The organism is Psychromonas sp. B3M02 (assembly GCF_003318165.1).
Lineage (GTDB): Bacteria > Pseudomonadota > Gammaproteobacteria > Enterobacterales > Psychromonadaceae > Psychromonas.
This window is the reverse complement of the sequence record NZ_QOCB01000153.1, coordinates 16,788-31,060: the sequence shown is the minus strand read 5'-3', so window position 1 is coordinate 31,060 and position 14,273 is coordinate 16,788. Positions and strand designations below refer to the sequence as shown.

The window sequence follows — 14,273 nt, the reverse complement described above, 5'->3', positions numbered from 1 at the left end:
ATTAAATATAGCTTATAAATAATACTATAATAGTGCTTATAAGGTATCATTATTAGCTATGCTAAGTGAATCGTACTAGATTTAACATTAAAATTGTCAATGAGAAGTTATGCAATCTGTAAATAAAACTTTCGAAGTGCTTGAAGTCATTGCGAACTGCTCTAATGGTATTACCTTAGAGCAGCTTGCAAAAACACTGTCTTATCCTAAACCAACTTTGCATCGTATATGTAAATGCTTGACTAATAATGGCTATGTCAGTCAAAGGGGCAGTAGCTCTTATCAGTTAACCACTAAGATGTTATCACTAGGTTACAACGTAATTCACGATGACTCATTATTAGCTGATATTACACCACATATGTCTGAATTAGCTAATCGAGTTGGTTTTACTATTAACCTTCAGCGTCGTGACTTTGATAATGTCATCTTATTAAAAAAAGAGGAGTCACGCTCTTCTATCTTCCATACTAATGCTCATACTGGACTGACATCGTCGTTATATAATGCTGCTTGCGGTAAAGTTATTTTAGCTAATTTCTCAGAAGAAGATAAAGAGAAATACTGGGATGTACATGGTAACGATTTAACACGCTTTGATCATTTCTGTGATGTGGAAATTAAAGATAAAGCAACATTTTTAGAAGCGTTAGCCTCTGTTAAAACACAAAAATTTGCGCTAGATGGCGAAGGTAATGAATCAGGTATTACCTGTATCGGTGTACCATTAGAGTTAAATGGTGCTGTCTCATATGCTATCAGTGTTTCAGGTTTAACGCCTGAAATTAACCGTTATGGTCAAAAACAATTAGTTAATGAATTACATACATTTTCTGGGTTTTTATCTGAAAAATTGGCAAAAACGAAATAGAGATTAACGGTTAGCAGTCAACTAGATATGTAGTCTGTTACTCAATGAGATAGACATAACAGAAGGTTGTTTAGCACCTTCTGTTATGTGCTGTTTATTAGGCTTAATGTCTTTTCGGTAATAAGATACTGCCAATAAACAAGATACAACCAGCGACCACGATTGTAGGGCCTGATGGTGTGTCGTATTGGAAAGATCCCAATAAGCCTAATACAACACTGACTCCGCCAATTAACATCGCAATTAAGGCCATGCTTTCAGGTGTGTTAGCAAAGCGTCTCGCTGTTGCCGCTGGAATAATGAGTAGTGCGGTTACCAGTAACATCCCAACCACCTTCATCATAATCGCTACAATCAATGCAATTAAGCCTAGGAATAACCAGTTGATTCGATCAACAGGAATACCCTCAACACGTGCCAAATCTTCATGAATAGTAATCGATAGCAGTGGTTTCCAAATCCAAATCAAACCAAGCAAGGCAACTCCGCCTGCTCCGTAGATCCAAAATAGATCACTGTAACCAATCGCTAAAATATCACCAAACAGATAACTGACTAAGTCGATTCTGACGTTATCCATAAATGCCAGGGCAACTAACCCGAGGGATAAAGCTCCGTGGGAAAATATCCCCAATAATGTATCACTAGCTAACTGGCGTTGATATTGGCTAACAAACAGTAAAATCGCTAACATTTGGCAAATAAGGAAAATACCTAAGGTTAGATTGATATGTAAAAGAAAACCTAAAGCCACACCAAGTAAAGCTGAGTGTGCCAATGTGTCACCAAAATAAGCTAAACGTCTCCACACCACAAAAGATCCAAAAGGGCCTGCAACCAGTGCTACGCCTAATCCACCTAATAGCGCTCTTAATAAAAAATCATCCATTGTGATTATGTTCCCCGTCACCGCAGCATTCATGATTGTGATCATGGTCATGCTGATGTTCTTTGTCATGTACGTAAATAGCTAAATGTCTTGCCGCATAAGGACCAAATAAAGCTGTGTAAGCAGGATCATTGACCACCACTTCTGGTGTTCCGCTACAACAAATATGTTTATTTAAACAGAATACTCGGTCAGTAGATGCCATTACTAAATGTAAATCATGGGATACCATCAAAATAGCGCAGCCGCGTTCGGTACGTACTCGACTGATCAAGTCATATAACTCAACTTGCCCGTGTACATCAACGCCTTGAACCGGTTCATCTAAGACTAAAATGTCTGGGTCACGCATTAATGCTCTAGCCATTAATACACGTTGTAACTCACCACCAGATAGATTTTGTAACGGAGAGTCGATTACATGCTCTGCCCCTACATCTTTTAATAAACTTTCAAAGGAATGTTTATTGTGCGCTTTAGCTAAGGCTAAAAAGCGTCTTACTGTGATTGGGAAAGTCGGGTCGATATGCAGCTTTTGCGGCACATAACCAATGGTGATGTTCGACGCGATAGTCACTGCACCTGAAGTTGGTTTTTGTAAACCCAGTGCAACACGTAATAAAGTTGTCTTACCCGCACCGTTAGGCCCAACGACGGTAACGATTTCGCCTCGGTGCAACTCTAAGTCGACGGATTCAAGTAAAGAACGTCCACTTATCGTTAAATTAACGCTGGTTAAGGTGAGGAGCGGTTGGCTCGTATCCTGTTTTTTTGAGGTTAGCATGTTTTGCAAAATACCATTATTTGAAGTGTTCCTGATCGGTGTTTTGTCATGATCTAAACAAAGTATGTTTCAGTAGATAGTTGACAATAAAAAATGTTATATTATAACATTAACCATATCAACTATATTAAAGGACTAAACATGAAAAAACTATTATTTATTTGTCTATCTGTATTTGTACTGCCTTTGCAGACATTGATGGCAGATGAAACGGCTAAAGTGGTTGTTAGTATTAAACCACTGCACTCATTAGTAAGTGCTGTCATGGAAGGCGTTGCAACACCTACCTTATTAGTTAAAAAAGGTTCTCCACATGCTTATTCTCTTCGTCCTTCAGAAGCAAGAGCGTTGGCAAATGCTGACCTTGTGGTTTGGATTGGTCATGAAATGGAAAGCTTTCTTGAAAAACCATTAGAGACAGTTGCAAACAATGCAACGCAATTAGAATTAGCTGAAGTACTTGAACCATCATTATTAAAAACACGTAATGGTACAGAATGGGATGAGCATGAACATCACGATGAACACGGTGATGAGCATGAAGAGCATGCAGCACATGACGACCATCATGAAGGTCACGAAGGTCACGAAGGTCATGAAGAGCACGCAGCACATGACGACCATGATGAAGATCACGAAGGACATGAAGAGCATGCTGACCACAAAGAGCATCATCATGGTGTAAATGATATGCACCTGTGGTTAGATCCTAAAATGGCTCAGAAAGTGGTTATTGAAACTGCGAAAGCATTAATTGCAATCGATCCTGCACATGCCGTTCAATACCAAGAAAATGCCACTAAACTAGAACAAAAACTAGTGTTATTAGATCAACAGCTAGTGCAAAAATTAGCCCCAGTTAAAACCGTTCCTTATCTTGCTTTTCATTCTGCATACCAGTACTTTGAAGTTGCTTATGATTTGAATGCGGTAGGTTCTGTAACCATTGACCCAGATAGAAAACCTGGCGCTAAAGGCATTAGTGAAATTCGTGAACGTGTAAAAAGAACGGGAGCTAAAGCGGTATTTAGTGAGCCACAATTTGAATCAAGTTTAGTAGAGACAATTATCGAAGGGTCTGGTGCGAAAACAGGTGTCTTAGATCCATTAGGTTCTGATATCGAACAAGGTCCTGAAGCTTACTTCACCTTATTAAACAACCTAGCTGATAATTTAGTAACAGGTTTAAAATAAGCTAACTATTTAAGTTACCCTTAAAGCAAAAGGCCTAGTATTTACTAGGCCTTTTTTGTTTTTATTGCGCCATTGCTAATTGGCTAGGGGATGCTGGATATTTTATTTTTATCCAAGCCATAATCATTCCTAGAATCGCAATAGGGACAACAGGGTCAATCCAAGTGCCGCCTTGACCGAAGATTAAGTTTAATATCATTATGATACTTGCACCAATTGCCCAAGCTACAGTGGATGATACTGACCAAATTCTTAATTGATCCGCTAACTCAGTAATACCAAGCGTACGATTAATAATATGGAAGTATGAATCATTTAAGTGTGAGAACCCAACAGGTCCAACAGCACAGGCTAATGCAACAAATACTGGGTCTAAACCTAAGGTATCTACTAATGGTAAAGTCATTGTTGCTGCTACCATCATTGAAGCTGTCGCAGAACCTTGAATTAAACGTAACATTGATGCGATGGCTAAAGGCACTAGTAATGGTGGGATACCACTACTTGCTATCGCTTCTGCAACCTGTGGTCCTGCACCTGAAGACTTAAGTACTGCACCCATTGCACCACCACAACCCGTTACAATTAAAATTAAACCAGTTGTTGATAATGCGTCATCCATTGAACCAACCATATCTTTACGTTCAATATTACGAGTTAAGCCGTATAGAGCCATTAACACACCTAAGCCAACAGCCACTACTGGGTTACCAATAAGTTGGATAGTTAAGTGGAAAAATGAGCTACCTTCACCAAACAAAGTATCAATAAGGATCAGTGCGATAGGGATTAAGATTGGACCGAATGATAAAAAGTTACTTGGCAGTGTGCTTTCGTCAGTAGCTTGTACTTTTTCAAGGTTAGCCCATTCAGCAGCATTTGTGATCCATAAGTCACCATTAGGTACGCGGTAATATTCATTACCCACGCGACGAATGTAAATCATAGAAAGTAACATCATAGGTACTGATACTAATAGCCCCCACATCATGTACTCGCCAAGATTAACACCTAAAATACCCGCTACAGCAACTGGGCCGGGAGTTGGTGGCACTAGTGCATGAGTAATCAGTAGGCCTAATGCTAATGTAACACCAAGTCCTACTGCAGATTTTCCTGTATCACGTGAAATAGCACGAACTAACGAGTGTAAAATGATGTAAGCCGAGTCACAAAAAACTGGGATCGCAACAAGTACACCGGTGAATCCAAGCGCTAAATCTTCACGCCCTTTACCACATAATTTAACGAAGGTTTTGGCCATACGAACTGCTGCACCAGAACGTTCAAAACAGGCGCCCATAATCACACCAAATGCGATGATTAGACCGATACCGCCTAAGACGCCACCAAACCCAGATTTAATTGCTCCAATTAAGTCAGAAGGTACCATACCTGCAAACAGGCCCATGATAATACTAGCGATGATCATTGCTAGTGCTACAGGGATACGTGTTTTTACAATCATTAACATCATGGCTATGATGCCAACAATAATTCCAATCAGTGCTCCATCCATGAGGAACTCCTTTTAATTAAATAAGTAGGTTAAAAAGTTAATTAAATAAACTATTTAATGGTGGTTTTAAGGTTAATGGTTACAAGTAGGGGGCAACCCAATGTAAGCCATCTTCAGTTGTTGTTTTAGGGTTATATTCGCAGCCAATCCAGCCATGGTAACCAGATGCATCTAATGCATTGAATAAATATGGATAATTTATTTCACCAGTCAGGGGTTCATTTCTGGATGGGACAGAAGCGATTTGGATATGACCTGTTACATCAGCCAGATCTTGGATCAGTGTGGTTAAATCACCATCCATAATTTGCGCATGATAAAGGTCAAGTTGAAGTTTTACGTTTGCTCTGTCGACTTGCTTGATCAACTCTGCAGCTTGTCTTTGATGAGCAATAAAGTAATTAGGTGCATCACGTGAATTTAATGGTTCAATCATTAGTTCAATACCCTGCTTGGCAAAGGCATCAGCAGCATATCTGATGTTGTTAATAAACGTGTTGGTATGTTCTTCAATGCTATAATTTGGGTCGATCATGCCAGACATAGCGTGTACTTTTTTACAGTTTAATGCTGTTGCATAATGTAGCGCTGTTTCAACACTGTCACGAAACTCTTGCTCTCTTCCTGGTCGAGCCGCTAAGCCTCTTTCACCGGCATCCCAATCGCCCGGAGGCATATTAAATAAAGCTTGTTCAAGCTTGTATTGTTGTAACTTTTGGGCGACAACATCAGCTGCAAATGCGTAAGGAAATAAAAACTCTACGGCTTTAAAACCTGCGTTGTGAGCGCGTTCAAATCGGTCTAAAAATTTGACTTCAGTGAAAAGCATGGTGAGGTTTGCTGCAAACTTAGCCATTATTTTCCTCTCTCTTTTAAGTCTTCTACTTCAACATCGGTTAAATAGCGTGTTGGTTTATCGGCTAATAACAGCGCTAATTTTGCTGTTTCTTCTAGCTCTTCTGCATTATCTACAGCATCTAAAAAGTCAGTACCTGTGATGATAGGGCCGTGGTTTGCTAATAAAAAGGCACGGTATTTTCCTGCTAACTTAGATAACTCTTGTGCAATCTCTGGTGCACCTGGACGGTAATAAGGGATCACAGGTAATTCACCAATTCGCATCACATAATAGGGAGTGAAGGCTTTAATCGCATTGCTGTAATCTAGGTCTTCTAAACAAGAAAGCGCGGTTAAATAGGTAGAATGTAGATGTACAATGGCATTACACTCTGGATCTTTTTCATAGATAGCTAGGTGAAAAGCCACTTCTTTCGAAGGGCGTTTACCGGAGATATGTGCGCCAGTATTATCTACAACAGAGAGTTCATCTGCGACTAGGCGGCCAAAAGATGAACCCGTAGGTGTTGCTAAAAATTGCCCATTTGGCAACTTAACAGATAAATTCCCAGCGCCACCAGTTGCATAACCTCGTTCAAACATAGAACGAGCAAGGTCAACCATTTGTTGTCTTAATTGAGCTTCATTCATTGAAAATACTCCTGCGCTTTAGTGAAGAAAGTAGGGTCGCCAAAGTTACCTGATTTTAATGCTAGAGAAAGGTTGTCATTGACAGCTTTAACCCAAGGTACTCCTGGTGTGATTTGTGGGCCGATATGAAAACTGTCTACTTGTAAGCTTTGAGTCACAACACCTGATGTTTCCCCTCCAGCCACAATGAAGTTACATATACCTGCCGCTTTTAATTGAATTGCTAGGTCATTAAAGAAGTTTTCTACTGCAAGGCTTGATGCTTCTGCACCGTATTGCTGTTGAATTATATGTAATGCATCAGTATCTGCTGTTGCATAAACAAGAGGGGCCAATTCATTAGTTGATTGACTCATAACCCACTCACAAACTTGTTTGCTGTAGTCCTGTTTATTTAGGCAATCTTCCACATTGATTGCAAAATGTGGTGCTGTCTTTTTGTAATGAGCAACTTGCTGATTGGTCATCACAGAGCAAGACCCTGAAAAGATAACCGTTGGTAATTTTGATGGGTAACCTGCTTGTTTTGCTTGAGTTTGATCTCGTAAATGTGCAGACCAATTTTTAGCAATACCCGCTGCTAAACCTGAGCCGCCAGTGACTAATTTAAGTTGGTGAGCGGCTTTACCAATTTCATTTAAATGATTGGCATTGAAGGCATCCACTACTGCGTAACGTTTACCTTCTGTTTTAAGTTGCTGAAGTTTGTTAACGATATTCTCAGCACCTTGCTCGATATTAAGATAATCCACTAACCCTGTTGAGCCTGTCGCCTGTGCGTCCATCAGTTGCATCAAGTTAGAGTTAGTCATTGGCGTTACTGGATGATTACGCATGCCAGATTCGCTAAGTAACTTTTCAAATACAAATAGATGCCCGTTAAAAACAGTGCGTCCATTGACAGGAAGTGCAGGGCAAATAACTGTAAAGTCTTCGTTTAGCTGTTCAAGTAAAGCATCGGTAACTGGCCCTATATTGCCTTTTTCAGTACTGTCGAATGTTGAACAGTATTTAAAATAAAACTGTTGGCAATTTTGTTGTTGAAGCCAAGTTAATGCCGCAAGCGAGTCGCTAATTGCTTGTTCAGTTGGGCATGAGCGAGATTTTAAACTAATTACAACAGCATCTGCGTCAATGTTCATTTCCTTATCTGGAACCCCATTAACTTGAATAGTATGCATGCCATTTTCAACTAGGAAACCAGCAATGTCGGTCGCACCTGTAAAATCGTCTGCAATTACACCAAGTAACATATTATTTCTCCACGCCAGGTAATGTGATGCCATCAAAGACTTTGATCACTGCACTATCATCTTCTTGTCCATGACCTGCATTACTGGCAGAAATGAACATATTTAATGCGGTACTTGATAGCGGTAATGGGAATTGCAGATCTTTTGCTGTATCAGCGACTAAGTTGAGATCTTTAACAAAAATATCGACCATAGATTTTGGTGAATAGTCACCATCTACTACATGCTTCATTCTGTTTTCAAACATCCAAGAGTTACCCGCTGCATTGGTCACTACGTCATACATTAGGTCTAAAGGAATATTCGCTCGAGCCGCTAATGCCATTGCTTCAGCACCCACTGCGATATGTACACCTGCTAATAATTGATGAATAATTTTTACCGTTGCACCAAGGCCTATTTGTTCACCTATGTTGTAAACTTTGGCTGCCGTTGCATCGAGTACTGGTTTTAGTTTTGAGAAGGCCTCTGCTGAACCTGAAGCCATGATTGTCATGTCACCGGTTGCTGCTTTAGCTGCGCCACCTGAAACTGGCGCATCTAGCATGATTAGGTCGTGTGCCTTAAGTTGTTGTTCGATCTGCTTGGCATCGTCTGCAGAAATTGTTGCTGATACCATGACCACGGTTTTTGGTTTTAAACTAGCCGCAAGACCCGTTTTAAATAACACAGTGTTAACTTGTTTAGCGTTAACAACTAGCACTAATACCGCATCTAATTGCTGAGAAAAGTCTAATGCATTGGTTGAAACCGCTTTAGCACCTGCGTCACTTAATGTTGCTAGGGCAGCTTCGTTTAAATCAATACCGTAAACATCTAAGCCTGCATTAATACAAGATTTTGCAGCACCCATGCCCATTGAGCCAAGTCCAATGATTCCAATTGATTTCACTTCATTTGACATGTTGTCTCCGTTAAATAGTTGTTAATTAATGTTTGTGGAAAGGAGTATATACACTCATATTAATAAATAATGCGTCATTAATCACATTACTTAACGTAATTTAACATTATTTAACATTTGTTGTCATTTTAATCATAACGCGGCTCTTTAATGTTATTTTTGAACACTTTTAAAACAAATTTCATCATAATTAAGAAAAACTTACACATAAGTTCACATTTATTAACAACTTGGTGTTTATCTGTTACTCTTTATTACCCCATAGGTGAATAAATAGAGATGTTATGATTCCAGCTGAAAGACAACGTAAAATTCTGTTTATGTTAAAAAGCCAGCAAGTAGTAAGTATTGTTGAACTTGCTGATTTGCTTGATGTTTCACATATGACTGTGCGTCGAGATATAGAAAAGTTAGAAAAGCAGGGGCGTGTAAATTCTGTTTCTGGTGGGGTACAACTTACCGAAGTACTGCATAGTGAATTATCACGTGATATGAAAATAATGCAGTTTTCTCATCAAAAAGAGCAAATAGGTAAACTTGCCGTAGATTTAATATCACCTAATTCAACTGTGTATTTAGATGCAGGGACGACTTCCTTAGAGGTTGCTCATCAATTGAGTAATAGAGGGGATTTAGTGATTATTACTAATGACTTTTCAATAGCAACCTTATTGATGGCTCACTCTTCCCATGAAATTTATCATACTGGTGGTAAAGCGGATCGTGATAATCAATCTACTGTGGGACCCAAAGTCGCTGATTTCTTATTGGATATGAATATAGATATTGCATTTATATCTACCTCATCTTGGAGTTTAAGGGGCTTATCAACACCTAATGAAAATAAGATTACTGTTAAGCGTGCTATTGCTAAGGTATCAAAAAAGGTTTGTTTGATTTCGGATTCGTCGAAGTATGGAAAAATTGCAACATTTCATGCTTTAGATATTGAGAAAATAGACTTAGTGCTCACTGATGCTAATTTATCTGATAATGCAACATCAGATCTGCAAGATAAAGGTGTTGAGGTTATTCGCTCTGATGATTAGTGTATCAGTCTACAGGGGGTAGATTGATACACTCACTTTAATTAAACAATCCCACTATTACGTTCTGACCAGGTACTTAAGAAACTTTTTAAGTTATCTGACTTAGGCTGGGTGAATAAAGTTGTTGGGTCGCCTTGTTCTTCGATTAAGCCTTTGGCTAAAAATACCACTTTGTCTGAAACTTGCGCTGCAAAGCCCATCTCATGTGTCACGATCACCATGGTCATGCCATCGTTAGCTAAAGACTTCATCACCTTCAAGACTTCGCCAACTAATTCTGGATCGAGTGCTGAAGTTGGTTCATCAAATAGCATGATTTTAGGATCAGTACCTAATGATCGAGCAATGGCTACACGCTGTTGCTGTCCACCGGATAGTTGTCCAGGGTAAGCATCAATTTTATGTGCCATATCTACTTTCTCTAATACCGACAAAGCTTTTTCGCGGGCAGCTTGTTTATTGAGTTTATGAACTCGTAATAACGGCGACATCACATTCTCTAATACACTCATGTGTGGCCATAGATTAAATTGTTGGAACACCATGCACACTTCTGATAAATCGTTTTGTGTGATGTGACTCGGGGCTAATTGTAGGTTGCCTTGTGCATCTGACCCGTAACCTAATAATTTACCATTAATTTGCACCTCACCTCCATTGTATTGCTCAAGGAAGTTGATGCATCTTAACATGGTGCTTTTACCTGATCCTGAGCCGCCAATGATACAAACGACTTGCCCATAATCGATCTCTAAGTTAATGCCTTTTAAGACTTGGTTGTCACCGTAATGCTTTTTTAAATCAATTAATTTAATTGCTTTATGTGGTTGTTTTTCCATAACTCCTCCAGAGTCTTTAATTAGCTACGCACTAGGTGAATAGTGGCTCGGTTTTCGCACCATTGACCTATTTTGGCAACCAAGAAAGTAATCGCCCAGTAAGCGACTGCTAAAAATAGGTAAGGCTCAATAACACTAAATGTCTGTGTTGACATAGTGACCGCTGCGGTGGTCAACTCTGGCACGGTAATAATAGACAGAATCGCTGATTCTTTAATTAAAATAATAGTTTGATTAATACCAGGGGGAATAATCAGCCCTAGCATTTGTGGAAATTGAATTGAGAATAAAATTTGTCGATGTGAGTAGCCTAAATCATAGGCTGCTTCAATATGGCCTTTAGGAATACTGGCAAACCCAGATCGGTATATCTCAGCAAAGTACGCTGAACCATATAAGCCTAACCCTAAAATCCCAACTTGTTCTGCACTCAGTTCAACGCCTACAAAAGGCCCGCCGTAATACATTAAATACACTTGTACCAATAAAGGTGTGCCACGAAAAATGGTTAAATAAGTTGCGTATAACAGACCGATAAAAGGAATTTTTAAACGACTGATTAGGTGTAGTATTAACCCGCCTATTAAGGCGATAATGATACCCACAGAGCAAACATAAAGGGTGTATATCAACCCTTTTAAGAGCATTGGCCAGTAGGTTATAAAGAGGTTTAAATCCATTGTTAATATTTCCTAATGTGGCGTTAATCGAGCTTCGAGGTGACGCCCGAGCACGCTGATACAAGAAGTCAGTAATAAGTACAGTAATCCGGCACTGACAAAGAACTCAATGGGACGATAGGTGGTAGATGAATAAGTTTGAGTGATACGCATTAGGTCAGTCACTGCAATGGTTGAAATCAAAGCTGAGTTCTTAATGATATCTATCGTTTCATTGGTTAATGAAGGCAGAGTATTGCGTAATACTTGCGGTAGCTCGATATAGCGAAAACGTTGCCAAGCACTATAACCATAACTCCAAGCCGTTTCTTTTTGACCATTGGGGATCACTTGGAAACCACCGCGTAATATTTCAGCTTGGAATGCCGCCGTATTTAAAGAAAGTGCAATGATTGCTGCTGCAATAGGCGGTATATTAATGCCCCAATAAGGCAAAAAATAAAAGACAATCGCTAGTTGTACTAAGAGGGGAGCGCCTCGGATGGCACTAATATAAAAACGACAACTATATTGGATAACTGAATGGGAAGATAACCTTCCCAAACAGAGAATAATACCTAATACAAAACCGATTAGAATAGATAAAAGAGAGATCCAAGCTGTTGTCCATAAACCATTTAATAATGAGTCGCTATATTTTAAAACAACGCTGAAATCCAACATGTTAATCTCCTCGTCTTTTACGTTGAGTCAATGATTCTGCGGCAACGCATAATAGCTCATACATCATAGTTGCCCCGACTAATGCCGTTGCGCCAGATGGATCAAACGGCGGTGAAACCTCAACCACATCGCCGCCTATAATATGTAAACCTGATAAACCACGAATCATCTGTAGCGCTTCAAAAGTAGTGAAACCACCGACTTCTGGTGTGCCGGTTCCCACCGCAAAAGCGGGGTCTAAACCATCAACATCAAAGGTGACATAGGCTGGCGTATCACCTACTAATTTGTGTACTTCCGCTAATATGCCTTCGACACCTAATTTATAAAATTCATCCATGTAGATAACACGCATGCCACTATCATGGCTAAATTTCCAAATATCTTTATGGTTTACTGAGCCTCTAATACCAATTTGGATGGTTTTTTTAGGATCAATTAAACCTTCTTCAGCAGCGACTCTAAAAGGTGAGCCATGGTGGAATTTTGAACCTAAATAATGACCGCCTGTGTCGCAGTGTGCATCAAAATGTACTAAGGCCACTGGGCCATCTTTTGCTAGTGCTCTAAGAATAGGTAATGAAATTGAATGGTCCCCCCCTGCAGAAATAGGCAGGATTCCAGCACTGACAATATCGTTAAAAAAAGCTTCGATAGATCGATGGCTTTTTTCTAACTCGAAAGGGCTTTCTGGTAACGCGTCACCTACATCAGCAACCTTGCATAAAGCAAAAGGGTCGATACCTGTACTTTGGTTTACTGAACGCATTAAACTCGATTGATTACGAATCTCTCTTGGGCCATGACGTGTCCCTGTACGGTTGGTCACACCACCATCAAAAGGAACACCAATTAAACCTATTTCTACGTTATCCAGCTGTGGTTGATAAGGGCAGCGCATAAATGTCGCAATACCACTGTAACGAGGCAGTTGTTGGGGATCTTGAGTCATATTTTTTCCTAAATAATCGCAATATTGTTGATAGTCAGTCAATAAAATGGAGATGAAGGGGTTAGCTACCCCTTATATTAGTGTTGAGGCGTTGGTAATTCGCCAACAGGTAAGTCCATGGTGAAACCAAACCACTTTTGTTGTAATTCAGCTAACTTTCCACTTTTTTGTAACTTCTCAATACCATCACTAAAAAATTGCACTAGAGAAGCAGAATCAGCATCTTTTCTACCTACCCATCCGTAGTAAGTTTCTGGACCAAAAGCAGGCTGTACAATCTCAAACATATCTGGGCGCTGTTTAACAATCGGCGCTAGGTTAGGTAAAGCTTGCGGCACAATATCAATGCGTCTTGAGGCTAATGCTGCATAAGCTTCATTGTAATCAGTGAAATGCTTAATTGATTTGTAACCTTCACCCTGTGGTATTAATACCTCTTTTTCGAAGTTCTCAATCACAGTAAGTTGTGATGAACCCGCTTGCGTACCAATGCGCATACCACCCATATCTTCAGGCTTAGTAATACGGTCATCACCTTTACGTTTTAGGATAGCGATTGCGGCTGTTGAAATAGGGTACGAAAATGCATATTTATCCATACGCTTTTGCGTGATGGTCAGTGACGTGGCAACAAAGTCATAACGCTTAGCACTTAAGCCGGCTAAAATACCTTGGAAGGGTAAATCTAATTGAGTTAATTTAACCCCTGGTAGATCTTTTAATATTTGATCAAGGATATCTTTACCATAACCTACAATTTTACCATCTTCTAACATCTCAAAAGGTGCGTAACGCGCTTCAGTCGCGATTACAATTTCACCTTTTTGCTTAATGTCATCAAGTAAATCAGCTTGTGCTATCTGCGGTAAAGCGGCACACAATAAACTAGCGGTTAGTAATGTTTTCTTTAACGGTAGTAGTAAGTTTTTCATAACGATTGTCCTTGATCATTAAGTAGGGTAGTTGGCTTAATTGCTTGAACACTATATTGCTTGAATAATGAGCGATCTGACAAACGGTGATTTCTAATCCCTATCCATAAGTATTTGTAATGCTATATTTTGGTGCGTGTTATGCGCTGTAGCGTCTCGATAGATTTATTCTTCATATAAATATGAGTGGGGTTAGGACATAGGCTTTTAGTTTTATGTGTAATTAAATCAATATTTTATTATGTTTTTCTTTGTC

General features: G+C 39.5%; 15 protein-coding genes. 3 read left to right on the top strand and 12 right to left on the bottom strand.

Translation table 11 applies throughout. The annotated features are described in order from the left end of the window. Window positions 1-109: 109 nt before the first annotated feature. Entirely contained in the window at window positions 110-871 is a 762-nt protein-coding gene (locus tag DS885_RS16970; RefSeq protein WP_113820578.1) for an IclR family transcriptional regulator, read from the top strand. 103 nt (window positions 872-974) lie between these two features. Here DS885_RS16970 and DS885_RS16965 read toward each other — a convergent pair whose 3' ends face one another. Beyond that, window positions 975-1,811 (bottom strand): iron chelate uptake ABC transporter family permease subunit, encoded by an 837-nt coding sequence (locus tag DS885_RS16965; protein WP_258546944.1) that lies wholly within the window; start codon window positions 1,809-1,811, stop codon window positions 975-977. After that, on the bottom strand, window positions 1,753-2,544 hold the full coding sequence (gene znuC / locus DS885_RS16960) for a zinc ABC transporter ATP-binding protein ZnuC (RefSeq protein ID WP_113820576.1): 792 nt from the start codon (window positions 2,542-2,544) through the stop codon (window positions 1,753-1,755). Before znuC ends, DS885_RS16965 begins: the two co-directional genes overlap by 59 nt. A gap of 141 nt (window positions 2,545-2,685) precedes the next feature. Here znuC and DS885_RS16955 point away from each other — a divergent pair, with 141 nt between their 5' ends. Beyond that, the gene (locus DS885_RS16955) at window positions 2,686-3,738 is read left to right on the top strand and encodes a zinc ABC transporter substrate-binding protein (protein ID WP_181817791.1); all 1,053 of its coding nucleotides are present in this window, start codon (window positions 2,686-2,688) and stop codon (window positions 3,736-3,738) included. Window positions 3,739-3,799: 61 nt separating this feature from the next. On the opposite strand, the gene DS885_RS16950 is transcribed toward DS885_RS16955, so the two are convergent. From DS885_RS16950 to ltnD, 5 genes are all read right to left on the bottom strand, one after another. After that, window positions 3,800-5,257, bottom strand: coding sequence for a GntP family permease (locus DS885_RS16950; protein ID WP_113820574.1), 1,458 nt, complete (start codon window positions 5,255-5,257; stop codon window positions 3,800-3,802). Between the two features lie 79 nt (window positions 5,258-5,336). Next, window positions 5,337-6,113, bottom strand: a complete 777-nt coding sequence (otnI, locus tag DS885_RS16945) for a 2-oxo-tetronate isomerase (RefSeq protein WP_113820573.1) — start codon at window positions 6,111-6,113, stop codon at window positions 5,337-5,339. Further along, window positions 6,113-6,745: a 3-oxo-tetronate 4-phosphate decarboxylase gene (otnC, locus tag DS885_RS16940; RefSeq protein ID WP_113820572.1), complete on the bottom strand. Its 633-nt coding sequence runs from the start codon at window positions 6,743-6,745 to the stop codon at window positions 6,113-6,115. The genes otnI and otnC overlap by 1 nt, the downstream gene beginning before the upstream one ends. Beyond that, complete coding sequence (gene otnK, locus DS885_RS16935) at window positions 6,742-7,998, bottom strand: 3-oxo-tetronate kinase (protein WP_113820571.1); 1,257 nt, start codon at window positions 7,996-7,998, stop codon at window positions 6,742-6,744. The genes otnC and otnK overlap by 4 nt, the downstream gene beginning before the upstream one ends. A gap of 1 nt (window position 7,999) precedes the next feature. Next, window positions 8,000-8,902, bottom strand: a complete 903-nt coding sequence (gene ltnD / locus DS885_RS16930; protein ID WP_113820570.1) for an L-threonate dehydrogenase — start codon at window positions 8,900-8,902, stop codon at window positions 8,000-8,002. A gap of 284 nt (window positions 8,903-9,186) precedes the next feature. On the opposite strand from ltnD, the gene DS885_RS16925 reads away from it, so the two are divergent. Then, complete coding sequence (locus tag DS885_RS16925; protein WP_113820569.1) at window positions 9,187-9,951, top strand: DeoR/GlpR family DNA-binding transcription regulator; 765 nt, start codon at window positions 9,187-9,189, stop codon at window positions 9,949-9,951. A 41-nt stretch (window positions 9,952-9,992) separates the two neighbouring features. Here DS885_RS16925 and DS885_RS16920 read toward each other — a convergent pair whose 3' ends face one another. From DS885_RS16920 to DS885_RS16900, 5 genes are all read right to left on the bottom strand, one after another. Beyond that, entirely contained in the window at window positions 9,993-10,790 is a 798-nt protein-coding gene (locus tag DS885_RS16920) for an amino acid ABC transporter ATP-binding protein (protein WP_113820568.1), read from the bottom strand. 20 nt (window positions 10,791-10,810) lie between these two features. Then, a complete protein-coding gene (locus DS885_RS16915) occupies window positions 10,811-11,470 on the bottom strand; it encodes an amino acid ABC transporter permease (protein ID WP_113820567.1) in 660 nt (219 codons plus the stop codon). A 12-nt stretch (window positions 11,471-11,482) separates the two neighbouring features. Further along, window positions 11,483-12,133, bottom strand: a complete 651-nt coding sequence (locus tag DS885_RS16910; RefSeq protein ID WP_113820566.1) for an amino acid ABC transporter permease — start codon at window positions 12,131-12,133, stop codon at window positions 11,483-11,485. Between the two features lies 1 nt (window position 12,134). After that, complete coding sequence (gene speB, locus DS885_RS16905; RefSeq protein WP_113820565.1) at window positions 12,135-13,085, bottom strand: agmatinase; 951 nt, start codon at window positions 13,083-13,085, stop codon at window positions 12,135-12,137. A 77-nt stretch (window positions 13,086-13,162) separates the two neighbouring features. Next, entirely contained in the window at window positions 13,163-14,017 is an 855-nt protein-coding gene (locus DS885_RS16900) for a transporter substrate-binding domain-containing protein (RefSeq protein ID WP_113820564.1), read from the bottom strand. Window positions 14,018-14,273 lie beyond the last annotated feature (256 nt).